Raw genomic sequence first — 24,523 nt, 5'->3', positions numbered from 1 at the left:
GCCACGCGCTGGAGGGGGAAGCGGTCAGTCGACGGTTTTCACCACGCCGCGGCGCATCTGATCCAGTTCGATCGATTCGAACAGGGCCTTGAAATTGCCCTCGCCGAAACCATCGTTGCCCTTGCGCTGGATGATCTCGAAGAAGATCGGGCCAATCTGGTTTTCGGTGAAGATCTGCAGCAGCAGGCCGCCGTCGGGGGCACCGTCCAGCAGGATGCGGTTCTTCTGCAGGCGGGCCACGTCTTCGCCGTGGTTGGGCAGGCGGCGGTCCAGCAGCTCGTAGTAGGTTTCCGGCGTATCCAGGAACACCACGCCATTGGCGCGCAATGCTTCGATGGTGCCGTAGATGTCTTCGGTCGACATCGCGATGTGCTGGATGCCTTCGCCGCGGTACAGGTCCAGATATTCCTGGATCTGGCCTTTCTCTTCCGTGCCTTCCTCGTTGATCGGAATGCGGATATTGCCGCAGGGCGAGGTCATCGCCTTGGACTTCACGCCCGTCACCTTGCCTTCGATGTCGAAGTAACGCACTTCGCGGAAGTTGAACAGGCGCTCGTAGAACTCCGACCATTCCGCCATGCGGCCCTTGTGCACGTTGTGCGTCAGGTGGTCGACCAGGGTCAGGCCGGCGCCGCGATGGTTCAGGTCGGCCTGTGCATTGCCCGGATCTACCGGCACGAAGTCGACGTCGTAAATGCTGATGTCGCCAATGCCGCCGTGGCCTTCCTTGCCCGTCCAGCGGTCGACCAGGTAGATCAGCGAATCGCCGATGCCCTTGATGGCGGGGATGTTCAGTTCCATCGGGCCGCTATGCGAGTCAAAGCCCCAGGCGCCCAGCTCCAGCGCGCGCTTGTACGCGGCGGCGGCGTCCTGCACGCGAAAGCCGATCGCACAGATGGATGGGCCATGCAGGCGGGCGAAGCGCTGCGCGAACGAATCGGGCTCGGCGTTGATCAGGAAGTTCACGCCGCCTTGACGGTACAAGGTCACGTCCTTGTGGCGGTGCTTGGCGATGGCTTTGAAGCCCAGCAGTTCGAACACTTTGCGCAGCGCGGCGGGGTCCGGCGCGGCGTACTCGATGAACTCGAACCCGGCTGTGCCCATCGGGTTGTCCCAGGGTTGGAATGCGCTGCTCATAAGTCTGCTCCCTTGAATCGTTGTAGCGGACGACTTGTTCTTCAAGTCTAGGATGGAGATTGTAGGGAGGAAAGGCAGGCAGACAATTGCAAACATGTCGCGAAAGCCGTCCTGTTGGGCAATAATATTGCCGAAGATAAAACATATGGGGCTGAAAATGTCTGACTTAGAGCTTGATAGGACAGATCTAAGGATTCTGGCCGAGTTGCAACGGGATGGCCGGCTCAGTAATCAGGAGTTGGCCGATCGCGTATCCCTGTCACCCAGCCCGTGCCTGCGTCGGGTGCGGCGCCTGGAAGAAAAGGGCTTCATCAAGAAATACGTCGCGCTGATCGATGCCGAAAAGGTGGGGCTGGGCCTGCTGGCCTACGTGAACATCCGCCTGAACAAGTACAGCGGCTCCAGCCACGCCCCGATGAGCGACTTCGCCCGCGATGTGCAACTGTGGCCCGAAGTGGTCGAGTGCTATGCCATGTCCGGCGACATGGACTACCTGCTGCGCATCCAGGTTGCCGACCTGGCCCACTTCTCCAGGTTCGCCATGGACACCCTGATGCGCCACCCCGCGGTGGTCGACATGCGCTCCTTCTTCGCGCTCCAGCAAATTAAGGAAACCACCGAACTGCGGCTGTAGTCCGTGGGGTGGAGCGGGACTTTCGCGTGCGCTCTATATAAGAGTAAGAGGGCGCAAGGGTGGCGAACCTAAGCAGGCCAAGTCGGCTCTCCTATAGTCGGCTCTCCTATATATGGATAGGGCGCCGGTTTAGATAGGACGTCGGTCGGCGGGGGCTAAGGCAGGAGGCCCGCTGGATGAGATGGGTCTCTTATCTATATATAGACGTGCCCTGCCTATATAGCGGGATCTGTCCGCGCCAGGCTGCTCCGCTATATGGAGGAGCAGCTACAGGAATGACGGGTCTCAAGGGATGCGTCCCCCGAAAACATCATCTTTCTGCAAAGCGGGTGTCATCCTGGCGTGACAAGCCGAAATTCTGTGCTATAGTCTCGCTCCTTCGCAGTTCAAGCAGTTTTGTGAGCAGCGAGGCCAAGCAAGTGCAACGGATCGGGACGCAAGCGCGAACGGATCTGCCGCAGGGCTCCAAGGCGATGGGTTGGCAACAGCTCTCGAACCAGCAGTCAGTGGGTTTTGCAAAAGAAGGTGCAAATCAGGCAGAAGCCAGTTGCACAATCTGCAAAAATTGTGCTATAGTCTTGGGCTTGGCTGGTGACAGCGAATCAGGGTTTACCCGGTAGGGTGGTCTGAGTCAAGTTGCTAGTCATCTGGGCGGTAACCAACCTCTGGGGTGTCCCGGGGCTGCTGCGAAAGTGAAGCGATTCACGAAAAGCGGCGGGGTTGCAAGATAGGATGCAAATTAGGCAAAAGCCGGTTGCATAATCTGCAAAAGTTGTGTTATAGTTTCAGGCTTGGCAGTTGCCGAAAACTTAGGGTTAACCCTGATATTTCGATAGCTGCTAGGGCGAGACCTGAAGGGGTCGCAAGGCAGGGCGGCAGGTTGAGTTGAAGAACGAAAGTTTTAAGACGAAACGAAGCTGACTTGACAAGCGATAAAAACTTCTTCATAATCTCGTTTCTCTGCTGCAACGACAGCGACGACGCGAAAGCGAAGTTAGCCGAAGTTAAGGGCAGAAGGCAGTAAGAAGTAAGCGCAGTACAGAATTTAGCAGTGCCGCTCTTTAACAATTAAACAACCGATAAGTGTGGGCGCTTGATGCGAGTGCAGTGACCGGGTTTTAAACCCCAGTCACAAGCACAATGAAATCAAGTGCTCACTAGAAGTGAAGTACCTTAGACGTCAAGTTTAAGAACATACCTCACTTCCTTTGAGTAGCGACGTATGACTCGACCCTTTCGGGGGTTAAGAAATACGAACAAATACAGAGATTAAACTGAAGAGTTTGATCCTGGCTCAGATTGAACGCTAGCGGGATGCCTTACACATGCAAGTCGAACGGCAGCACGGACTTCGGTCTGGTGGCGAGTGGCGAACGGGTGAGTAATGTATCGGAACGTGCCTAGTAGCGGGGGATAACTACGCGAAAGCGTAGCTAATACCGCATACGCCCTACGGGGGAAAGCAGGGGATCGCAAGACCTTGCACTATTAGAGCGGCCGATATCGGATTAGCTAGTTGGTGGGGTAACGGCTCACCAAGGCGACGATCCGTAGCTGGTTTGAGAGGACGACCAGCCACACTGGGACTGAGACACGGCCCAGACTCCTACGGGAGGCAGCAGTGGGGAATTTTGGACAATGGGGGAAACCCTGATCCAGCCATCCCGCGTGTGCGATGAAGGCCTTCGGGTTGTAAAGCACTTTTGGCAGGAAAGAAACGTCCCGGGTTAATACCCCGGGAAACTGACGGTACCTGCAGAATAAGCACCGGCTAACTACGTGCCAGCAGCCGCGGTAATACGTAGGGTGCAAGCGTTAATCGGAATTACTGGGCGTAAAGCGTGCGCAGGCGGTTCGGAAAGAAAGATGTGAAATCCCAGAGCTTAACTTTGGAACTGCATTTTTAACTACCGAGCTAGAGTGTGTCAGAGGGAGGTGGAATTCCGCGTGTAGCAGTGAAATGCGTAGATATGCGGAGGAACACCGATGGCGAAGGCAGCCTCCTGGGATAACACTGACGCTCATGCACGAAAGCGTGGGGAGCAAACAGGATTAGATACCCTGGTAGTCCACGCCCTAAACGATGTCAACTAGCTGTTGGGGCCTTCGGGCCTTGGTAGCGCAGCTAACGCGTGAAGTTGACCGCCTGGGGAGTACGGTCGCAAGATTAAAACTCAAAGGAATTGACGGGGACCCGCACAAGCGGTGGATGATGTGGATTAATTCGATGCAACGCGAAAAACCTTACCTACCCTTGACATGTCTGGAATTCCGAAGAGATTTGGAAGTGCTCGCAAGAGAACCGGAACACAGGTGCTGCATGGCTGTCGTCAGCTCGTGTCGTGAGATGTTGGGTTAAGTCCCGCAACGAGCGCAACCCTTGTCATTAGTTGCTACGAAAGGGCACTCTAATGAGACTGCCGGTGACAAACCGGAGGAAGGTGGGGATGACGTCAAGTCCTCATGGCCCTTATGGGTAGGGCTTCACACGTCATACAATGGTCGGGACAGAGGGTCGCCAACCCGCGAGGGGGAGCCAATCCCAGAAACCCGATCGTAGTCCGGATCGCAGTCTGCAACTCGACTGCGTGAAGTCGGAATCGCTAGTAATCGCGGATCAGCATGTCGCGGTGAATACGTTCCCGGGTCTTGTACACACCGCCCGTCACACCATGGGAGTGGGTTTTACCAGAAGTAGTTAGCCTAACCGCAAGGGGGGCGATTACCACGGTAGGATTCATGACTGGGGTGAAGTCGTAACAAGGTAGCCGTATCGGAAGGTGCGGCTGGATCACCTCCTTTCAGAGCTAAAGTGCTCGTGTTAAGTGTCCACTCTTATCGGTTGTTTGATATATAGCTGGGATCGGTTGTGGGCTTGGGTAGAGGGATTCCTCCCTGTGTCCATGGCATCCTGACTACTGATCCGAGAAGGTTTTGGGTCTGTAGCTCAGTCGGTTAGAGCACCGTCTTGATAAGGCGGGGGTCGTTGGTTCGAATCCAACCAGACCCACCAAGTATTTCTGCGCAGGTGACTGTGTTGGAATATGGGGGTGTAGCTCAGCTGGGAGAGCGCCTGCTTTGCAAGCAGGATGTCATCGGTTCGATCCCGTTCACCTCCACCATTGATTCTTGGGCTTGGTTTTCAAGCGATCGCCTGGTGGTGTCGTGTAGAGGCTAACTCATAGCGTCGTGTGCTGATAAGCGCACGGTCTTATGAGTTAGGTTTTACCTAACAGCTATATTCGTTCTTTAACAATCTGGAAGAAGCACAACGAAATGTACTTATCAAGTACTCGGCGCAAGCTGATGAAGATAAGTACGGGTTGTGATTGCATTATTTTGTTCCAAGTTCTCAAGACTGAAGTGATTCACTTCAGACTGCTTTGAAACTTATGAACGGCACAAACGCTAATACTCAGGTCCTATAGCCTACAGCGTTATAGGATCAAGCGACTAAGTGCATATGGTGGATGCCTTGGCGATCACAGGCGATGAAGGACGTAGTAGCCTGCGAAAAGCTACGGGGAGCTGGCAAACAAGCTTTGATCCGTAGATATCCGAATGGGGAAACCCACTGCAGCGATGCAGTATCCCTAGCTGAATACATAGGCTAGTGGAAGCGAACCGGGTGAACTGAAACATCTCAGTAGCTCGAGGAAAAGAAATCAACCGAGATTCCGAAAGTAGTGGCGAGCGAAATCGGAAGAGCCTTTACGTTTTAGCATGCAAGATAATCGAACGGAATGGAAAGTCCGGCCGTAGCAGGTGATAGCCCTGTAGATGAAATTTTGTGTGTGGAACTAAGCGTAAGAAAAGTAGGGCGGGACACGTGAAATCCTGTTTGAAGATGGGGGGACCATCCTCCAAGGCTAAATACTCGTGATCGACCGATAGTGAACCAGTACCGTGAGGGAAAGGCGAAAAGAACCCCGGAAGGGGAGTGAAATAGATCCTGAAACCGTATGCATACAAACAGTAGGAGCCTCCTTGTGGGGTGACTGCGTACCTTTTGTATAATGGGTCAGCGACTTACATTCAGTGGCAAGGTTAACCGAATAGGGAAGCCGTAGCGAAAGCGAGTCCGAATAGGGCGATTCAGTCGCTGGGTGTAGACCCGAAACCAGATGATCTATCCATGGCCAGGTTGAAGGCACGGTAACACGTGCTGGAGGACCGAACCCACTAATGTTGAAAAATTAGGGGATGAGCTGTGGATAGGGGTGAAAGGCTAAACAAATCTGGAAATAGCTGGTTCTCTCCGAAAACTATTTAGGTAGTGCCTCAAGTATTACTGCGGGGGGTAGAGCACTGTTATAGCTAGGGGGTCATGGCGACTTACCAAACTATGGCAAACTCCGAATACCCGCAAGTACAGCTTGGGAGACAGAGCACCGGGTGCTAACGTCCGGACTCAAGAGGGAAACAACCCAGACCGCCAGCTAAGGTCCCGAATTATCGCTAAGTGGGAAACGAAGTGGGAAGGCATAGACAGTCAGGAGGTTGGCTTAGAAGCAGCCATCCTTTAAAGAAAGCGTAATAGCTCACTGATCGAGTCGTCCTGCGCGGAAGATGTAACGGGGCTAAGCGATAAACCGAAGCTGCGGGTGTGCACTTTTAGTGCACGCGGTAGGAGAGCGTTCTGTAAGCCTGCGAAGGTGGCTTGTAAAGGCTGCTGGAGGTATCAGAAGTGCGAATGCTGACATGAGTAGCGATAAAGGGGGTGAAAAGCCCCCTCGCCGTAAGTCCAAGGTTTCCTGCGCAACGTTCATCGGCGCAGGGTGAGTCGGCCCCTAAGGCGAGGCAGAGATGCGTAGCTGATGGGAAACTGGTTAATATTCCAGTACCGTCGTACAGTGCGATGGGGGGACGGATCGCGGAAGATCATCAGGGTGTTGGATGTCCCTGTTGCTGTATCGAAGATGGCGCTTAGGCAAATCCGGGCGCGTAAATCAAGGGTATGGCACGAGCGAGCATTGCTTGCGAAGTGATTGGAAGTGGTTCCAAGAAAAGCCTCTAAGCTTCAGCTGTACGAGACCGTACCGCAAACCGACACAGGTGGACGGGATGAATATTCCAAGGCGCTTGAGAGAACTCAGGAGAAGGAACTCGGCAAATTGATACCGTAACTTCGGGAGAAGGTATACCCCGGTAGTGTGAAGCGCCTGCGCGCTTAGCATGATGGGGTCGCAGAGAATCGGTGGCTGCGACTGTTTATTAAAAACACAGCACTCTGCAAAGACGAAAGTCGACGTATAGGGTGTGACGCCTGCCCGGTGCCGGAAGGTTAAGTGATGGGGTGCAAGCTCTTGATCGAAGCCCCGGTAAACGGCGGCCGTAACTATAACGGTCCTAAGGTAGCGAAATTCCTTGTCGGGTAAGTTCCGACCTGCACGAATGGCGTAACGATGGCCACACTGTCTCCTCCTGAGACTCAGCGAAGTTGAAGTGTTTGTGATGATGCAATCTACCCGCGGCTAGACGGAAAGACCCCATGAACCTTTACTGTAGCTTTGCATTGGACTGTGAACCGGCCTGTGTAGGATAGGTGGGAGGCTTTGAAGCGTGGTCGCTAGATCACGTGGAGCCATCCTTGAAATACCACCCTGGTTTGTTTGCGGTTCTAACCTTGGTCCGTTATCCGGATCGGGGACAGTGCATGGTGGGCAGTTTGACTGGGGCGGTCTCCTCCCAAAGTGTAACGGAGGAGTTCGAAGGTACGCTAGGTACGGTCGGAAATCGTGCTGATAGTGCAATGGCATAAGCGTGCTTGACTGTGAGACTGACAAGTCGAACAGGTGCGAAAGCAGGACATAGTGATCCGGTGGTTCTGAATGGAAGGGCCATCGCTCAACGGATAAAAGGTACTCTGGGGATAACAGGCTGATACCGCCCAAGAGTTCATATCGACGGCGGTGTTTGGCACCTCGATGTCGGCTCATCTCATCCTGGGGCTGTAGCCGGTCCCAAGGGTATGGCTGTTCGCCATTTAAAGAGGTACGTGAGCTGGGTTTAAAACGTCGTGAGACAGTTTGGTCCCTATCTGCCGTGGGCGTTGGATACTTGACGGAGCCTGCTCCTAGTACGAGAGGACCGGAGTGGACGTACCTCTGGTGTACCGGTTGTCATGCCAATGGCATTGCCGGGTAGCTAAGTACGGAAGAGATAACCGCTGAAGGCATCTAAGCGGGAAACTCGTCTGAAGATTAGGTATCCCGGGGACTTGATCCCCCTAAAGAGTCGTTCGAGACCAGGACGTTGATAGGTCGGGTGTGGAAGCGCAGTAATGCGTTAAGCTAACCGATACTAATTGCTCGTGAGGCTTGATCCTATAACACTGATGGTTATGACCTGGTGATATAGCGTTCCAAGTGTCGTTCAATACAAAATCTGGCTGCCCCGTCAGCAGCCAGCCAACACCAATTACACCCCACTGTGCGTAATCATCGAGCTGCTAGCTCTGATTACCCACACGTTGCGCTTCTTCCAAGATTGGAGTTGTTGCCCACAAAGCAATAACTCAACCAGTTACGCCTGACGACCATAGCAAGGTGGTACCACTCCTTCCCATCCCGAACAGGACAGTGAAACGCCTTTGCGCCGATGATAGTGGACGGACGTCTGTGAAAGTAGGTCATCGTCAGGCTTTTATTGCTCAAAACCCCATAGGCTCAGCGCCTGTGGGGTTTTGTCTTTGCGGCGCCGGATCGGCGCGCCGGAAAAGATCAAACCCCAAAAAGAAAACCCCTGTGCGGCTACGCCGCCCAGGGGTTTTTTCTTGCCCGATACTGTCGTTGATCTAGACCGGTGTGCCGCCGGTGTAATCCTGACGGTCGATACCGTGGCGCTGGAGCTTGTCGTAGAAGGTCTTGCGGGCAATGCCCAGGGTTTCCAGCGTGGCGCGCACGTCGCCCTGGTGGGCGGAGAGGGCGTCGCGGATGAGCTGGGCTTCGAAACGCTCCATCTTTTCGGGCAGGGTGCCAGGGCCGGTGTCTTGCACAGGGGCCACCGCGGCGGGCGCGTTGAGCACGCCCAACACGAAGCGTTCGGCGAAGTGCGCCAGTTCGCGAACATTGCCGGGCCAATCGTGCGTCAGCAGATGATGCTTGATGTCGGCCGGCATGTCGGGGATGTCGCGGTGGAAGCGGCGTGATGCGTGGCCCAGGTAATGGGCGAACAGCAGCGGGATATCTTCGCGGCGTTCGCGCAGCGGTGGGATGCGTATGGTGACGACATTGAGCCGGTAGAACAGGTCTTCGCGGAATTTGGCGCGAATGGCCGGGCTGCCGAGATCCTCCTTGGTGGCGGCGACGACGCGCAGGTCCAGGCTGCGGACATCGTTGCTGCCCAATGGCGTGATCTGGCGGGATTCCAGCACACGCAGCAGCTTGACCTGCACGGCCAGCGGCATGCTTTCGATTTCGTCCAGGAAAAGGGTGCCGCCGCTGGCGTGTTCGATGCGTCCGATGCGCCGCTTCTGTGCACCGGTGAATGCGCCGGCCTCATGGCCGAACAACTCGCTTTCGATCACGCTTTCGGGCAGGGCGCCGCAATTGATGGCGACCAGCGCGCGGTGGCGCCGGCGGCTCAAGCGGTGCAGTGCGGTGGCGACCACCTCCTTGCCCGTGCCTGTTTCGCCTTCGACCAGCACGTCCACGTCGGCGTCGGCGATGTGGCGCAACGTCTGCTTGATGCGCTGCATGGCCGGCGTGGTACCGATGAAGGGGACTTCGTCGGCTTCCACCGCAAAGGCGGCTTCGCGCAGCCGCCGGTTTTCCAGCACCAGATGGCGCTTTTCGGCGGCGTGGGTAATGGCGGTGACCAGGCGGTCAGGCGGATAGGGCTTGGCCAGAAAGTCGTAGGCGCCGTCGCGCATGCACTGCACCGCGGTGGCGATGTCGCCGTGGCCGGTAATCAGAATGACGGGAATCTCCGGATCGATGGCGCGCAGGCGCTGGAACAGCTGCAAGCCGTCGATATCCGGCATGCGGATGTCTGTGACCACCACGCCATCGAAATCGCGGTTCAGTGTATTGAGCGCGCTGCGCGCGTTGGCGTGGGCGTGCACGGCGATGCCGTGCAGCTTGAGCGTCTGCACATTGGCGCGGCGCAGTTCCTCGTCGTCGTCGATGAAGGCGACGTGGGGCGTCAGCGGTTTGCCGGGCGCGTCTTCCAGGGCGGCAAGGGCGGCAGGAGCCGGAGCTGGGTCAGGTACGCGGGTCATGGATGGAGGGCGGCGACTTGCGCAGCGTAAGGGTGAACATGGCGCCGCGGCCGGGGCCGTGGGGCGCAGGGAAAATGGCGTCTCCGGGATGGGCGGCCCGCAGGTCGCCGCCGAACTCGACGACGATGTCCCGCGAGATGACCAGGCCCAACCCCAGGCCTTCGGCCTTGGTCGTGTGGAATGGGGTGAAAAGGCGCGCGCTGGCTGCGGGTGAGAGGCCGGGGCCGTTGTCGTTGACGAAGAGCTGCACCGATGCGCCCATGTCCTGAATGGCGATGATGATCCGGCCGTCCGCCTGGCCTTCCAGGGCATCCATGCCGTTTTGCAGCAGGTTCACCAGCACCTGTTCCAGGCGGATGCGGTTGGCTTGCACCCGGTAGTCGGGCTCGGCGGGCGGACGCTGCAGGGTCACGCCCTGACGCCGGGCACGCGGGCCGACCAGCAGGAATGCGCCGTCCAGCGCCTCTTTCAGGCTGGTGGGCCCGACCGAGGCACCCGCCTTGCGGGAAAACGCGCGCAGCTCGCCAGTGATGTGACCGATGCGTTCGGTGAGCGAGGCGATGGTGCCCAGGTTTTCGTCGACCGAAGCGTTGTCCTGGCGGCGCAGGAATTCGGCGGCGTTGTCGGCATAGGCGCGAATAGCGGAAACCGGTTGATTGATCTCGTGCGCGACGCTGGCGGCTACCTGGCCCAACAGGGCGAGCTTGCTGGCCTGCACCAGTTCGTCCTGCATGGTGTGCAGCCGAGCTTCGGTGCGCTGGCGTTCGTCCATTTGCGCGAGCAATTGCTGATTGACCTCGCGCAGTTGGGCGGTGCGCTCTTCGACCTGGGCGGCCAGTTGTTGACGCACGGCCAGTTGCTGGGCGGCGCGTTCGCGGTTGCGGTGGCGGCGGTACAGGAAAATGCCGATCACGGCCGACAGCACGCCCTGCGCGAGCAGGGCGCCCAGTTGCGCGTTGGCGGTGGCGCGGTTCAGCGCCGACTGCACGGGCGACAGCAGATGCAGCGTCCAGCCGGGCGATTCGACGATGGGCAGGGTGGTGTGCAAGAGAGGCGCGCCGGCGGGAATCTGCGGCAGCGGATCGTCGGCGCGTACCAATTGGCCGCCGCTGACCGTTTTCAACGGCGGGCGCAGCGGCACGGGCTGGAACATGGCGTCGCCGAACTGCAGGCTGGTGCGCAGTGTCTGGGCCAGGTCGGGCGCCAGCGGCGCCAGCACCCGGAAGCGCCAGTCAGGCAGGCTGCCCAGCAGCACCACGCCGTGCTCGTCGGTGACGAAGATGGGAGCGTTCGATTGCCGCCAGTCGGCCTCCAGGTCGCGGAAATCGACCTTCAGGACCACCACGCCCAGCATGGCGCCGTTGGTGTCATCCACGCGCCGCGACAGGTACAGGCCGGCTTCATGGCTGATGGTGCCGAGCGCGAAGTGCTCGGCCGAGCCATGCGCCACGGCGCCTTGGAAATACGGCCGGAACTGGTAGTCGACGCCGACGAAGGTGGCGGGCTCGCGCCAGTTGCTGGCCGCGATAGCGTAGCCGCTCTTGTCCAGGACATAGATGGCCGATGCGCCGACGCCGCGGCTCAGGGTGTCCAGCTTTTCATCCAGGGACTCGATCTGCGCAGGCGTGGGATTTTGCAGCGTGGCGCGCAGGTCGACGTCGCGCGTCAGCACAAAGGGCAGGGCGCGGAATTTGTCCAGGTTGTTGCGCAGCAGGGCGGCGTTGATCTGCCCCGCGCTGCGGGCCTGGAGGGCGGCTTCGTTGAGCGCGCCTTCGCGGGCCCACTGGCTGGCGGCATGCAGCGTGCCGAAGATGATGCCCACCGCTAGCAGGATCAGCAGTGCCCAGCGCCAGCCTATGCCCGGCGGATGAGGGCTGGGCAGGGCCGTCTTGGACGGGGTGGTGTCCGCGTGAGGCGGCGCGGCGGGCGGCGCCCCGGGAGGCGAGGAATGGGGAGGCATAAGTTTGTGCGGGTTTCCGCACATTCTATCCCGGTTCTGTGCGGAATTCCGCCATTTGTGATCAAGCGGTGGCAGCCCAGGGATGAAAACCTTCGCCTTATCAATGGCTTGGCGGCGAGGGCTCACCGGCCCCGGCCTGGCATGGCATTTGCATATACCCAGGTAAGCCTGGCGGCACTGCGCACCGGGTGAAATGGCCTGCGGAGATACGCAAGGCTTTAAAAGAGAAAACGCCCCGGCGCCCGCTGCGACCATCGCAAGGAGCTTGGGCCCCCTGGTGGGGACAAATCCCAATGATCGAAGTAGATCAAGTCGCGCCTGCGCGCAAGCTCAAGTTCTATCAAATCCTGTACGTGCAAGTGCTGTTCGCCATCGTGGTGGGCATCTTGCTGGGTTACTTGAAGCCGGAAATCGGCGAGGCAATGCAGCCGCTGGGCGACGCCTTCATCAAGCTGGTGAAGATGATCATTGCACCGGTGATCTTCCTGACGGTGGCTACCGGTATCGCGGCAATGAGCGACCTGAAGAAGGTCGGCCGCGTGGCGGGCAAGGCCATGCTGTACTTCCTGGTGTTCTCGACCCTGGCCCTGATCGTGGGCATGATCGTGAGCCATATCGTGCAGCCGGGCGCCGGCATGCATATTAATCCGGCCACGCTGGATCAGAAGCAAGTGGCGAGCTACGTCGCCAAGGCGCACGATTCGACCATCACCGGCTTCCTGATGAACGTGATTCCCACCACGATCTTCAGCCCGTTCGTGGGCGGCGACATCCTGCAGGTGCTGTTCGTGGCCGTGCTGTTCGGCATCGCGCTGGCCCAGGTGGGTGAACGCGGCAAGCCGGTGTTGAATTTCCTGACGGCGCTGGCGCAACCCATCTTCAAGCTGGTCGCTATCTTGATGAAGGCCGCTCCGATCGGCGCTTTCGGCGCGATGGCGTTCACCATCGGCAAGTACGGCATCAAGTCCATCGTCAATCTGGCGATGCTGGTGGGCACGTTCTACGCCACCGCGGTGCTGTTCGTGGTGGTGGTGCTGGGCCTGGTGGCGCGCTACAACGGCTTTTCGATCCTGAAGCTGGTGCGCTACATCCGCGAAGAGCTGCTGCTGGTGCTGGGCACGAGCTCATCGGAAGCCGCGCTGCCGACGCTGATGCAGAAGATGGAACGCGCCGGGTGTTCGAAGTCGGTGGTTGGCCTGGTGGTGCCCACTGGTTACTCGTTCAACCTGGACGGCACCAACATCTACATGACGATGGCGGCTTTGTTCATTGCCCAGGCTTGCGACATTCCGCTGTCGTTGGGCGACCAGATCCTGCTGTTGCTGGTGGCCATGCTGAGCTCCAAGGGTGCGGCGGGCGTGACGGGTGCGGGCTTCATCACGCTGGCTGCCACGCTGTCGGTGGTGCCGACGGTGCCGGTGGCGGGGATGGCGCTGATCCTGGGCGTGGACCGCTTCATGTCGGAATGCCGCGCGCTGACCAACCTGGTCGGCAACGCCACCGCCGCCGTCGTGGTGGCCCGTTGGGAAGGCGAGCTGGACAAGGACAAGCTGCATGCGGCGCTGGAAGGCGAGGCGCCCGCGGCCGAACCACAAGCGATGGCGAGCGTGTCGGCTTCGCAAGGCTGAACGCCATCGCACACTGCCCCGCAGCGCTGAATGCCGCGGCGGGGTAAAGAGAAAGCCCCCGAGCCTGCTGGCCCGGGGGCTTTTTTTCTATGGGGCAGGGGCTAGGGAATCGCGATGCCGGCGTCGCGCAGGAGATTGGCGGTTTCAAATAGCGGCAGACCCATGACGCCGGTATAGCTGCCGTCGATGCGGGCGATGAACGTGCCGGCCAGCCCCTGGATGCCATAGGCGCCGGCCTTGCCGAAGGGTTCGCCGCTGTCGCAGTAACGGCCGATTTCGTCCAGGCCCAGCGGACGCATCCACACGTCGGTCACGGAGACGGTTTCCAGCAGGCGATCACCTGTCCAGAGCGCGACGGCGGTGTGCACTTGGTGCCTATTGCCTGACAGCGTCTGCAGGATGCGGATCGCGTCGTCGGGGTCGGCAGGCTTGCCCAGCACCTGACCGTCCAGGATTACGGTGGTGTCGGCGGCCAGGAGCGGCAGCAGGGGGAGGGCTTGGGCGCCCAGCCAGTCGCGGCCGCGCAGGGCCTTGTCCCGCGCGGTGCGCTGGACATAGTCGGCAGCGCTCTCGCCGGCATGCTGCGGTTCGTCTTCTCCGGGCGGCGCGGGAACGCGCAGCACCTCGTGGGTCAGGCCGATCTGCGTCAGCAATTCGCGCCGCCGCGGGCTGGCGGAGGCGAGGTAAAGGCGTGCGGGAGCGGGACGATCTTGTGTCATACGTGGGCGGCAGGGCGAAGGCCGGCTCGCCGCGCGCCAGGCACGAAGGCCGGGCGCGGGTCAGGCGCGGTGGTAGGGATGGTTGGTCATGATGGCCCACGCGCGGTAGAGCTGTTCGGCCAGCACCACGCGCACCATGGGATGCGGCAGGGTCAGGGACGACAGGCGCAACTGGCCGCTGCAGGAGGCCTTGAGGTCGGCGTCCAGGCCATCGGGGCCGCCAACCAGGAACGCCACGTCCTGGCCGCCCGCCCGCCACTGCTCGAGCTTTTGCGACAGGGCCATGGTAGTCAGGTCGCGTCCGCGTTCGTCCAGCGCCAGGCGCAGCGCGCCGGCGGGCAGGACGGCGTCGATCCGCTTGGCTTCGGCCGCCATCATCTGGGCGGGCGTTTTACCGGTGGTACGCGGTTCGGGCTTGATTTCGCGCAGTTCCAGCGCGCAGTCGGGCGGCAGCCGCTTGGCGTAGTCGTCCCAGGCGGTCTGCACCCAGTCCGGCATGCGTGTGCCCACGGCGGCGACGATCAGTTTCACAACAGCCGCCTCAGTTGTCGGCGTCGTCGTAAGCGCTGTCGCTGGGGACCGGCGCGGCCCGGGTGGATTCGGGCAGGAGCTTGACGCGTACCGGCTTGCCGCCCCAGATCTCTTCCAGGTTGTAGTACTGGCGGATGGCGGGTTGCATGATGTGCACGACTACGTCGCCCAGGTCGACGACGACCCATTCGCCGGTGTCTTCGCCTTCGATCGTGATGCCGGACAGATCGAGCGCGCGGCCGCTGTCCGCCACGCTGGAAGCCAGCGCGCGGGTTTGACGGTTGGAGGTGGCGCTTGCAATCACGACGCGATCGAACAGGCTGGTCAGATGCGTGGTGTTGAAGACCTTGATGTCTTGCGCCTTGACGTCTTCGAGGGCATCGATGACGGCGCGTTGGAGTTTCTGTATATCCATAGCTGCAAATATAACCCGCGCACGGACAGCAGGTGCCGGTTCCGTGGCGCTGCGCGCCCAGGCGGGTGTGGGTTTATCGGTAAAGATGGTGCGCCGCAATGTAGGCGGCGACGGGCGCGGCCAGCAGGCCGTCGGTGGATTCGTTGTTGGCCAGGCGCTGGCGGATCTGCGAGGCCGACACCGGCATGGGGGCAAAAGGCAGTTCTTCCAGTTGCCGGCCCAGGCTGTCCAGCCAGGCCGCCAATTCGGCGGGCGGCGCCAGGGGCGTGCCGGGGCGGGTGGCCACGGCCAGGTCCACGCGCTGGGAGATTTCCTGCCAGTCGCGCCAGGTGCAGAAATTGGCGAGCTGGTCGGCGCCCAGCAGCCAGACGTAGCGGGCATCCGTGGGCAGGGCGCGCAGGGTGTCGACGGTGTAGGTGGCGCCGCCGCGGTCCAGTTCGATGGGGTTGACGACCAGGCCGGCATGGCCGGCGATGGCCAGTTCGAGCATGTCGCGGCGCTGTGCTTCGGAGGCATGCAGGGCCGCTCGCTGCCAGGGATTGGCGGCGGGGATCAGTTGCACCTGCGCCAGGCCGAGCGCGCGCAGCGCGTTTTCAGCGAGCGCAATGTGCGCGACGTGGACGGGGTCGAAGCTGCCGCCCAGCAGGCCAATGCGCTTCACACCCAGTCCCGCGGCGTCAGGTAGGCCGCCAGCTCGGACTCGGGCGTGCCGGGCGCGGGCTGCCAGTCGTAGCGCCATTGCGCCAGCGGCGGCATGGACAGCAGGATTGATTCGGTACGGCCGCCAGATTGCAGCCCGAACAGGGTGCCGCGGTCGAAGACCAGGTTGAATTCGACGTAGCGGCCGCGCCGGTAGGCCTGGAAGTCGCGTTCGCGTTCGCCATAGGGCGTGCCGCGGCGGCGTTCGACGATGGGCAGGTAGCTGTCCAGGAAGGCGTCGCCGACCGACCGGGTCAGGGCGAAGGACGCGTCGAAGCCGGGCGCGTTGAGGTCGTCGAAGAAGATGCCGCCGATGCCGCGCGTTTCGTTGCGATGCTTGAGGAAAAAATACTCGTCGCACCAGCGCTTATAGCGGGGGTAGTAGTCGGCGCCGTGGCTGGCCAGGGCATCGTGGCAGACCGTGTGGAAGTGACGGGCGTCGTCTTCAAACGGGTAGTAGGGGGTCAGGTCGATGCCGCCGCCGAACCAGAACACGTCGGCTTCGTCGTGGCCCGGACGGGCCGCGGCCACGAACATGCGCACGTTCATGTGCGTGGTGGGCACATACGGATTGCGCGGATGCAGCACCATGGACACGCCCATGGCTTCCCAGGAGCGTCCCGCCAGTTCGGGGCGGTGCGCGCTGGCCGACGGAGGCAGTTTGGTGCCCTTGACGTGGCTGAACAGCACGCCTGCCCGTTCGAACAGGGCGCCGCCTTCGAGCAGGCGCGACAGTCCGCCGCCGCCTTCGGCCCGGGTCCATTCGTCGGCGCGGAAGGCACTGCCTTCCGCGGCTTCAAGCGCGGCGACGATACGGGACTGCAGGCCGGTGAGGTAGTCCCGGACGGCGGCGACGGGCAAGGCGTTCATCAGCGCTTTCCGGTTACGCGTTGGGCTTGGGCTTTTGCTGCGACGGCTTCAGCGCGCGCCAGCCGATGTCGCTGCGGTACTGGCGGCCATCGAAGTGGATGCCGTCGATGGCTTCGTACACGCGGTCGCGTGCCATCTTGACCGAGTCGCCCAGCGCGGTAACGCACAGCACGCGGCCACCGGTGGTCTTGGTGTCTTCGCCGTCCAGTTCGGTGGCGGCGTGGAACACCATGCAGTCGTCGGCATCGGCGGGCAGGCCGCGGATGACGTCGCCGGTGCGCGGGGTGTTGGGATAGTTGTGCGAGGCCAGCACTACGCCCAGGGCCGTGCGGCGGTCCCAGGTGATGTCGGCCTGGTCCAGCGTTCCGTCCACGGCGTGCTCGAGCGCATCGAGCAGGTCGCTCTTGACGCGCATCATGATGGGCTGGGTTTCAGGGTCGCCCATGCGGCAGTTGAATTCCAGGGTCTTGATGGCGCGGTCAGGATCGTCGCCAGGGGCGATCATCAGGCCCGCGTACAGGAAGCCGGTGTAGGGGATGCCGTCGCGCGTCATGCCCTGCACGGTCGGCAGGATGATTTCGCGCATGATGCGGTGGTGCAGTTCGGGCGTGACGACAGGGGCGGGCGAATACGCGCCCATGCCGCCCGTGTTCGGACCCTGGTCGCCATCCTGCAGGCGCTTGTGGTCCTGGCTGGTGGCCAGGGCCAGCACGTTGCGGCCGTCGCACATCACGATGAAGCTGGCTTCTTCGCCAACCAGGCATTCCTCGATGACGACGCGCGCGCCGGCGGCGCCCATGGAACCGTCGCCCAGCATGGCGTCGACGGCGGCGTGCGCTTCGTCGAGCGTGGCGGCGACGACGACGCCCTTGCCGGCAGCCAGACCGTCGGCCTTGATCACGATGGGAGCGCCTTCCTGGTCAATATAGGCGTGGGCCTGGACCGGGTCGGTGAAGGTGGCGTAGCGCGCGGTGGGGATGTTGTGCCGGACCATGAAGGCCTTGGCGTAATCCTTGGAGCTTTCCAGCTGCGCGGCGGCCTTGGTCGGGCCGAAGATCTTCAGGCCCCGGGCGCGGAAGACGTCCACCACGCCGGCGGCCAGCGGCGCTTCCGGGCCGACGACCGTCAGGGCAATGCCTTCGCGCTGGACGAAATCGGCCAGTTCTTCGGCATTGGTGAACGGGATGTTCTCCATTTGCTCGGCTCGTTGCGTGCCGCCGTTGCCCGGCGCGATGTACACCTTGTGTACGCGCGGGGAGCGGGCCAGTCGCCAGGCGAGGGCATGTTCGCGGCCGCCCGAGCCAATTACCAGGAGTTTCATGTTGCGTGATTCTTAAGGTTGCCAGTCGAGTGTCGCAAGACACCTGCCCGAGAAATAGGCTGCGCACCCGGGCGAGGCCCGGATCCGGAGACAGCGTGGCGCCCGCAGGGCGGGCGCCGGGGTAATGGGATTACTGCGCTTCGTCGAAAATGACGGTGGTATAGACTTCCTGCACGTCGTCCAGGCCTTCCAGGGCGTCGAGCAGTTTCTGCATCTTGATGGCGTCCTCGCCGGCCAGCTCGGTTTCGTTCAGGGCCTTCATGATGATGCCGTCGACTTCGGCCTTCAGGCCGGCGGCGTCGAAGGCGCTGCGCACGGCGGCGTAGTCGGCCGGGGCGCACACGACTTCGATCACGCCTTCTTCGTCGGTCGTGACGTCTTCGGCGCCGGCCTCGAGGGCGGCTTCCATGACCTTGTCTTCGGGTGTGCCGGGCGCGAACAGGAATTGCCCGCAATGCTTGAACATGAAGGCCACCGAGCCTTCCTGGCCCAGGTTGCCGCCGTTCTTGGCGAAGGCGTGGCGCACTTCGGCCACGGTGCGGGTGCGGTTGTCGGTCATGCAGTCGACAATGACCGCCGCGCCGCCGATGCCGTAGCCTTCGTAGCGCACTTCTTCGTAGGCGTCGCCGTCGGCGCCGCCCGCGCCGCGCTGGATGGCGCGCTGGATGTTGTCCTTGGGCATGTTGGCGTCGGTCGCCTTGTCCCAGGCCATGCGCAAGCGCGGATTGCTGTCCGGGTCGGGGCCGCCGGCGCGCGCCGCCACGGTGATTTCACGAATGATCTTGGTCCAGAGCTTTCCGCGTTTGGCGTCTTGGCGGCCTTTGCGGTGCTGAATATTGGCCCATTTGCTGTGTCCGGCCATGGCTTCCCAGATAAATTGTCTGCAAAAACGGCATTTTACCGTGCCGGCGGCCCGCGCGCCCGGGAGCCGGCCGCCTGTGTCCATATTGCCACGCGCACAAGCGCCGCGGCAGGCTCTACACTTGGGCATCTGATTCATCCCGGCCCGGAGAGTTCGCCCATGCCCAGCCCCATCGTCATCGCCAAGAATGCGCAGACCGAGTTGGCGCTCTTGCCAGCCCTGGCCAACCGGCACGGTTGCATCACCGGCGCCACGGGTACCGGTAAGACGGTCACCCTGCAGGTGCTGGCCGAATCCTTTTCCCGCCTGGGCACGCCGGTCTTCATGGCCGACGTCAAGGGCGACCTGACAGGCATTTCGCAGGCGGGGGCGCCAAGCCCCAAGTTGCAGGAGCGCTTGAAGAACCTGGGCCTGGCCGAACCGGCCTGGGGCGCCAGCCCGGTGTCGCTCTGGGACGTATTCGGCGAGCAGGGCGTGCCGGTGCGGGCCACCATCACCGATATGGGGCCGCTGCTGCTGGCGCGTATTCTCGAGCTGAATGACACCCAGGAAGGGGTATTGACCCTGGTTTTCAAGGTGGCCGACGACGAAGGCCAGTTGCTGTTGGACCTGAAAGACCTGCGCGCCATGCTGCAGAACGTTGCCGACCGCGCCGCCGAGCTCAAGACCCGCTACGGCAACGTGTCCTCGGCCAGCGTGGGCGCCATCCAGCGCGGCCTGCTGGCGCTGGAGTCCCAGGGCGCCGAGAAATTCTTCGGCGAACCCATGCTGGACGTGGCCGATCTGATGCGCACCGACGCGCAGGGCCGCGGCATCGTCAACGTGCTGGCCGCCGACAAGCTCATGCAGGCGCCCCGGCTGTACGCGATTTTCCTCTTGTGGCTGTTGGCCGACCTGTACGAGAAGCTGCCCGAAGTGGGCGACGTCGAACAGCCCAAGCTGGTGTTCTTCTTCGACGAGGCGCATCTCCTGTTCAACGATGCGCCGCCCGCGCTCCTGAACAAGATCGAACAAGTGGTGCGGCTGGTGCGTTCCAAGGGAGTGGGCGTCTACTTCGTTACGCAGAACCCGCTGGATATTCCTGACACCGTGCTGGGGCAACTGGGCAACCGGGTGCAGCACGCGCTGCGCGCCTTCACGCCGCGCGACCAGAAGGCCGTCAAGACCGCCGCGCAGACGATGCGGCCCAATCCCGGCCTGGACATCGAAGCCGCCATCACCGAACTGGGGGTGGGCGAAGCCCTGGTGTCGCTGCTGGACGCCAAGGGAAGGCCGATGCCGACCGAACGCGCCTGGATCGTGCCGCCAGCCAGCCGCATCGGTCCGGCTACGGACGCCGAACGCCAGGCCCTGCGCCAGGCCAGTCCGATGACCGCCAAGTACGGACAGGCCATCGACCGCGACTCCGCCTACGAGGTGCTGGCCGGCCGCGCGTCCGTCCCCGCCAAGCAGGACTCCGCGGCGCCCGCGCCGACCGCCGGCGCACCGGCGCCTGCCCCGGAAGAAAAGGGCGGCGGCTTCATGGACGGCTTGAACGACGTGCTGTTCGGTTCCACCGGCCCGCGCGGCGGCAAGCGGGATGGCGTGGTGCAATCCGTGGCCAAAAGCACGGCGCGTTCCATTGCTCGCGAATTGGCGCGCGGCATCCTCGGATCCTTGCTCGGGTCCAAAACCCGCCGCTGAATTCTGTATTCCATTGCTGGAACACGCATATACCCCTCGTTTTGTAACGGGGGGTATTGCGTTGACGCCATTTATGCCTATGATTCTGGGCGGTGCAACCCAGGAATCGAAAGGACAAAGCGGTGGCGAAGAAACACAAGATTGCGGTGCTTCCAGGCGACGGTATCGGCAAGGAGGTCGTGCCGGAAGGCTTGAAGGTGCTTGAGGCCGTCGCGACGCGATTCGGCATCGATTTCCAGTGGGACCATTTCGACTGGAGCTGCGATTACTACGCCAAGCACGGCAAGATGATGCCGGATGATTGGCAGCAGCAGATCGGCCAGCACGAGGCCATTTTCTTCGGCGCCATCGGTTGGCCGGCCACGGTGCCCGACCACGAAGCCCTGTGGGGCTCGCTGTTCAAGTTCCGCCGTGAATTCGACCAGTACATCAATTTGCGCCCGGTGCGGCTGATGCCCGGCGTGCCGTCCCCGCTGGCGGACCGCAAGCCCGGTGAAATCGATTTTTTCATCGTCCGCGAAAATACCGAAGGCGAGTATTCCAATAGCGGCGGCATCCTGTTCGGCGGCACCGAGCGGGAAGTGGTGATCCAGGAAAGCGTGTTCACCCGCGTCGGCGCTGATCGCGTGCTGAAATTCGCGTTTGAATTGGCCCGCAAGCGCGGCAAGCACCTGACGGCGGCCACCAAGTCCAACGGCATTTCCATTTCGATGCCGTGGTGGGACCAGCGGGTGGCCGATATTGCGGGGAACTATCCGGACGTGCGCTGGGACAAATACCATATCGACATTCTCTGCGCGCATTTCGTGCAGCATCCTGATTGGTTCGACGTGGTCGTGGCTTCCAACCTCTTCGGCGATATTCTTTCCGACCTCGGCCCGGCTTGCACGGGCACGATCGGCATCGCGCCGTCCGCCAACCTGAACCCGGAACGCAAATTCCCTTCCTTGTTTGAACCCGTACATGGTTCCGCACCCGATATCTATGGCAAAGGCATCGCCAACCCGATCGGCCAGATCTGGAGCGGCGCGCTGATGCTGGACTTCCTGGGCTACCCCGAGGCCTGCGCGGCCGTGGTTCGCGCCATCGAAACCGTGCTGGCCGAAGGCCCGCGCACGCGCGACATGAAGGGCAGCGCGTCCACCGCTGAAGTAGGCGACGCCATTGCGTCGCTGATCGCGGCGGGCTAGCCATGCGTTATCAGGGGGCCGAGGACATGGTCGACTCCATTGCTTCTTCCCCAACCCAGGTGGGGGCAAGCCGTGCCGACCGTTTCGCCCGCAAGCTGTTCCGCATGTTGCGGTCGCGCACTCAACGGCATAACCAGCACCTGTGGCCGTTTGTTCGTATTTGGCGCAATCCGGCCGGCGTGATCTGCGGCTTTCGGGCGTTCGGCCGGTCGTTGCCCATCACGCCGCTCGAGCAGGGTTACGATCCCGCCGACGACGAGATGCATCTGATCCTGAGCGGGCCTTCCATCGCCGAGATCCCCTATGACCGCCTGAACATCCGGGCGGCGATGGGCGTGAACGGCTCGATCGCGCTGACCCGCAAGTTCAATCTGCCGTTCAAGTATTACTGCATCATTGACCAGAACTTTGTACGGGACCGCATCGACCTGGTGCGCGAGATCGTCGCCTGTGACCTGACGCTGTACGTCTTGCCTGAAGTGCTGCGCTACATCATGCAAGGCGTGCCGCAAGAGCAGATCCGCTGCCGCATCTGCATCATCGAACTGATCTCCGAGCGCGCTTACCAGCGCAGCGCCGCGCCCGCCGTGCTCAAGCGCATGGTGGCGGCTTCGCCGGATCTGCAGTTGCTGGATGCCAAGCAAGGCCTGGGTTATAGCTTCAACGCCTCGCTGGGCGTGTTCGATGCCGACACGGTCGCGTATGTGGCGCTGCAAGTGATGATTTCCGGCGGTGCGCGCAAGGTGTACCTGCACGGCCTGGATCTGACGCTGCAGCACGGCATGCGTTTCTACGACGAAGGCCAGACGCCGCAGACCAGCCGCCTGGCCCGCAATTTCGCCCGCCTGATCGAACCGTCGTTCCGTTTCGCGGCCCAGCAGTGGCGCGGCCGGGGCGTGTCGGTGATCAACCTGTCGCCTGTCAGCGCGTTGCCGCCGGAGGTGATCGAGCGGCAGGACTGGCATGCGCTGCTGAAGAATTGAAAAGGCCCGGCATTGCCGGGCCTTCTTCTTTCAGAGCAGGGCGTCCGTCAATGGGCGCCCGCCGCGGCTTCCGCAGCGCCGCCGCCACCGCCCGCCTTGGCGGAGCGCGGCTTGGCGAACCAGACCAACCCGATCAGCAGCATGAAGATGACCGCCGAAGCGTAGAACACATCCACCGCCGACATGGTGAACGCCTGGGCGTTGATCAGCCGGTCCACCGTGCTGAGCGCCTGTTGGTGCGACATGCCCACGCCGTTCTGCAAGGCGTTCAGGGTCTGGTCGAACGCCTGCTGGCCGGGCTTGGCGGCCTCGGTCAACTGGGAGTGGTGCAGGGTGGCGCGGTTTTCCCACAGGGTCGTCGCGATCGAGGTACCGAACGCACCGGCGGTCAGGCGCAGGAAGTTCGACAGGCCCGACGCGGCCGGAATGCGCCACGGTTCGATGCTGGACAGCGTGATCGAGGTCAGCGGCACGAAGAACGCCGCCATGGCCGCGCCCTGGATGATCGTCGGGATCATGAGCGTGCGCACGTCGGTCTGCGTATTGAAGCCCGAACGCATGTAGCAGACCAGCGCGAAGATCAGGAACGCCACGGTGACGATCTGGCGCGGGTCACGCGTGGCCAGCATCTTGCCGACCATGGGGGTCAGCAGAATCGCCAGCAGGCCCACCGGCGCGGTGACCATGCCCGCATACGTGGCCGTGTAGCCCATGTAGCTTTGCAGCCAGAGGGGCAGCAGCACCACGTTGCCGAAGAAGACGCCGTAGGCGACGGCCAGCGTCACGGCTCCCACGCTGAAGTTGCGAATCTTGAACAGGCGCAGATCCACCACCGGGTGCGCGTCGGTCAGCTCCCAGATCAGGAAGAAGACAAAGGCCACGAAGGCGATGGCGGCCAAGGCGATGATGGTGGGGCTGGCGAACCAGTCCAGTTCCTTGCCCTTGTCCAGCATGATCTGCAGCGAGCCCACCCACACCACCAGCAGCACCAGGCCGAGCTTGTCGATGGGCAGCTTGCGGGTCAGGGATTCGCGGTTGCCGTAGATGCGCCAGCTGATCCAGGCGGCCAGGAGGCCCACCGGCACGTTGATGTAGAAGATCCAGGGCCAGGTGTAGTTGTCGGAAATCCATCCGCCCAGCAGGGGTCCTGCCACGGGGGCGACCAGCGTCGTCATGGACCAGACCGCCAACGCCATGCCCGCCTTGGACTTCGGGAAGCTGGCCAGCATCAGGGTCTGCGACAGCGGGATCATGGGGCCGGCCACCGCGCCTTGCAGCACGCGGAAGGCGATCAGGGCCTCGAGCGACGGCGAAAAGCCGCACAGCCAGGAGGCCACCACGAACAGCAGCGTGGAAATCAGGAACAGCCGCACCTGGCCGAAGCGCTGCGTCAGCCAACCGGTCAGCGGCACGGTGATGGCGTTGGCGACGGCGAACGAGGTGATGACCCAGGTGCCCTGGCTGGAGCTGACGCCCAGGTCGCCGGAAATCGTGGGAATGGAGACGTTCGCGATCGACGTGTCCAGCACGTTCATGAACACCGCCGTGGACAGCGCGATCGACCCGATGATGCGGGTCGCGCCTTCCAGCGGCGGGTAGGTGCCGGGAGGTAGAACGGTGGGCTCGGCGGGGGCGCCGCCGGCCGCGGGCTGCGCGGTGGTGCTCATGGG

The 24,523-nt window shown here is 61.9% G+C and carries 16 protein-coding genes, 2 tRNA genes and 3 rRNA genes; 10 read left to right on the top strand and 11 right to left on the bottom strand.

Features of this window, described 5'->3' with window-relative positions:
• Nucleotides 1-24 precede the first annotated feature (24 nt).
• A complete protein-coding gene (hppD, locus tag A9974_RS07420; RefSeq protein ID WP_183003467.1) occupies nt 25-1,137 on the bottom strand; it encodes a 4-hydroxyphenylpyruvate dioxygenase in 1,113 nt (370 codons plus the stop codon).
• Between the two features lie 157 nt (nt 1,138-1,294).
• Here hppD and A9974_RS07415 point away from each other — a divergent pair, with 157 nt between their 5' ends.
• The 6 genes from A9974_RS07415 (at nt 1,295) to rrf (ending at nt 8,414) form a co-directional block, all read left to right on the top strand.
• Nucleotides 1,295-1,771, top strand: a complete 477-nt coding sequence (locus A9974_RS07415; RefSeq protein ID WP_183003466.1) for an Lrp/AsnC family transcriptional regulator — start codon at nt 1,295-1,297, stop codon at nt 1,769-1,771.
• A 1,271-nt stretch (nt 1,772-3,042) separates the two neighbouring features.
• Nucleotides 3,043-4,573 (top strand): 16S ribosomal RNA (locus A9974_RS07410).
• 134 nt (nt 4,574-4,707) lie between these two features.
• A tRNA-Ile gene (locus A9974_RS07405) sits at nt 4,708-4,784 on the top strand.
• A 33-nt stretch (nt 4,785-4,817) separates the two neighbouring features.
• Nucleotides 4,818-4,893: transfer RNA gene (locus A9974_RS07400), tRNA-Ala, on the top strand.
• 321 nt (nt 4,894-5,214) lie between these two features.
• A 23S ribosomal RNA gene (locus A9974_RS07395) occupies nt 5,215-8,099 on the top strand.
• A 202-nt stretch (nt 8,100-8,301) separates the two neighbouring features.
• A 5S ribosomal RNA gene (rrf, locus tag A9974_RS07390) occupies nt 8,302-8,414 on the top strand.
• Together the 16S, 23S and 5S rRNA genes with 2 tRNA genes alongside form the textbook arrangement of a ribosomal RNA operon.
• Nucleotides 8,415-8,567: 153 nt before the next feature.
• On the opposite strand, the gene A9974_RS07385 is transcribed toward rrf, so the two are convergent.
• Together A9974_RS07385 and A9974_RS07380 are read right to left on the bottom strand one after the other, a co-directional pair.
• Nucleotides 8,568-9,992: a sigma-54 dependent transcriptional regulator gene (locus A9974_RS07385; protein ID WP_255468066.1), complete on the bottom strand. Its 1,425-nt coding sequence runs from the start codon at nt 9,990-9,992 to the stop codon at nt 8,568-8,570.
• The gene (locus A9974_RS07380; RefSeq protein WP_255468065.1) at nt 9,976-11,952 is read right to left on the bottom strand and encodes an ATP-binding protein; all 1,977 of its coding nucleotides are present in this window, start codon (nt 11,950-11,952) and stop codon (nt 9,976-9,978) included. Before A9974_RS07380 ends, A9974_RS07385 begins: the two co-directional genes overlap by 17 nt.
• 293 nt (nt 11,953-12,245) lie before the next feature.
• Here A9974_RS07380 and A9974_RS07375 point away from each other — a divergent pair, with 293 nt between their 5' ends.
• Complete coding sequence (locus tag A9974_RS07375; RefSeq protein ID WP_183003465.1) at nt 12,246-13,580, top strand: dicarboxylate/amino acid:cation symporter; 1,335 nt, start codon at nt 12,246-12,248, stop codon at nt 13,578-13,580.
• Nucleotides 13,581-13,681: 101 nt separating this feature from the next.
• Here the strand turns inward: A9974_RS07375 and A9974_RS07370 are convergent, their stop codons facing one another.
• The 7 genes from A9974_RS07370 to A9974_RS07340 all read right to left on the bottom strand — a co-directional run bounded on the left by A9974_RS07370 (nt 13,682) and on the right by A9974_RS07340 (nt 18,997).
• Nucleotides 13,682-14,299 (bottom strand): nucleoside triphosphate pyrophosphatase, encoded by a 618-nt coding sequence (locus tag A9974_RS07370; RefSeq protein ID WP_183003464.1) that lies wholly within the window; start codon nt 14,297-14,299, stop codon nt 13,682-13,684.
• Between the two features lie 60 nt (nt 14,300-14,359).
• Nucleotides 14,360-14,830: a 23S rRNA (pseudouridine(1915)-N(3))-methyltransferase RlmH gene (gene rlmH / locus A9974_RS07365; protein ID WP_183003463.1), complete on the bottom strand. Its 471-nt coding sequence runs from the start codon at nt 14,828-14,830 to the stop codon at nt 14,360-14,362.
• A 10-nt stretch (nt 14,831-14,840) separates the two neighbouring features.
• Nucleotides 14,841-15,245 carry a ribosome silencing factor gene (gene rsfS / locus A9974_RS07360; protein ID WP_183003462.1) on the bottom strand — a complete coding sequence of 135 codons (405 nt, stop codon included), beginning with the start codon at nt 15,243-15,245 and terminating at the stop codon, nt 14,841-14,843.
• A gap of 73 nt (nt 15,246-15,318) precedes the next feature.
• Nucleotides 15,319-15,906: a nicotinate (nicotinamide) nucleotide adenylyltransferase gene (gene nadD / locus A9974_RS07355; protein ID WP_183003461.1), complete on the bottom strand. Its 588-nt coding sequence runs from the start codon at nt 15,904-15,906 to the stop codon at nt 15,319-15,321.
• Complete coding sequence (gene hemF / locus A9974_RS07350) at nt 15,903-16,814, bottom strand: oxygen-dependent coproporphyrinogen oxidase (protein WP_183003460.1); 912 nt, start codon at nt 16,812-16,814, stop codon at nt 15,903-15,905. The genes nadD and hemF overlap by 4 nt, the downstream gene beginning before the upstream one ends.
• A 13-nt stretch (nt 16,815-16,827) precedes the next feature.
• Nucleotides 16,828-18,135: a phosphoribosylamine--glycine ligase gene (purD, locus tag A9974_RS07345; RefSeq protein ID WP_183003459.1), complete on the bottom strand. Its 1,308-nt coding sequence runs from the start codon at nt 18,133-18,135 to the stop codon at nt 16,828-16,830.
• 130 nt (nt 18,136-18,265) lie between these two features.
• Nucleotides 18,266-18,997 (bottom strand): YebC/PmpR family DNA-binding transcriptional regulator, encoded by a 732-nt coding sequence (locus A9974_RS07340; RefSeq protein WP_183003458.1) that lies wholly within the window; start codon nt 18,995-18,997, stop codon nt 18,266-18,268.
• A 159-nt stretch (nt 18,998-19,156) separates the two neighbouring features.
• Here A9974_RS07340 and A9974_RS07335 point away from each other — a divergent pair, with 159 nt between their 5' ends.
• The 3 genes from A9974_RS07335 (at nt 19,157) to A9974_RS07325 (ending at nt 22,853) form a co-directional block, all read left to right on the top strand.
• Nucleotides 19,157-20,680: a helicase HerA-like C-terminal domain-containing protein gene (locus A9974_RS07335; protein WP_183003457.1), complete on the top strand. Its 1,524-nt coding sequence runs from the start codon at nt 19,157-19,159 to the stop codon at nt 20,678-20,680.
• 122 nt (nt 20,681-20,802) lie between these two features.
• Nucleotides 20,803-21,870, top strand: a complete 1,068-nt coding sequence (locus A9974_RS07330) for a tartrate dehydrogenase (protein ID WP_183003456.1) — start codon at nt 20,803-20,805, stop codon at nt 21,868-21,870.
• 2 nt (nt 21,871-21,872) lie between these two features.
• Entirely contained in the window at nt 21,873-22,853 is a 981-nt protein-coding gene (locus A9974_RS07325; RefSeq protein ID WP_183003455.1) for a hypothetical protein, read from the top strand.
• A 47-nt stretch (nt 22,854-22,900) separates the two neighbouring features.
• Here A9974_RS07325 and A9974_RS07320 read toward each other — a convergent pair whose 3' ends face one another.
• Nucleotides 22,901-24,520 carry a DHA2 family efflux MFS transporter permease subunit gene (locus A9974_RS07320; RefSeq protein ID WP_255468064.1) on the bottom strand — a complete coding sequence of 540 codons (1,620 nt, stop codon included), beginning with the start codon at nt 24,518-24,520 and terminating at the stop codon, nt 22,901-22,903.
• Nucleotides 24,521-24,523 lie beyond the last annotated feature (3 nt).

Origin of the sequence: Achromobacter sp. UMC71 (genome assembly GCF_014170305.1) — a bacterium.
Lineage (GTDB): Bacteria > Pseudomonadota > Gammaproteobacteria > Burkholderiales > Burkholderiaceae_B > Achromobacter.
Note: the sequence above shows the minus strand (reverse complement) of the source record. Positions and strands in the feature narration are given on the sequence as shown.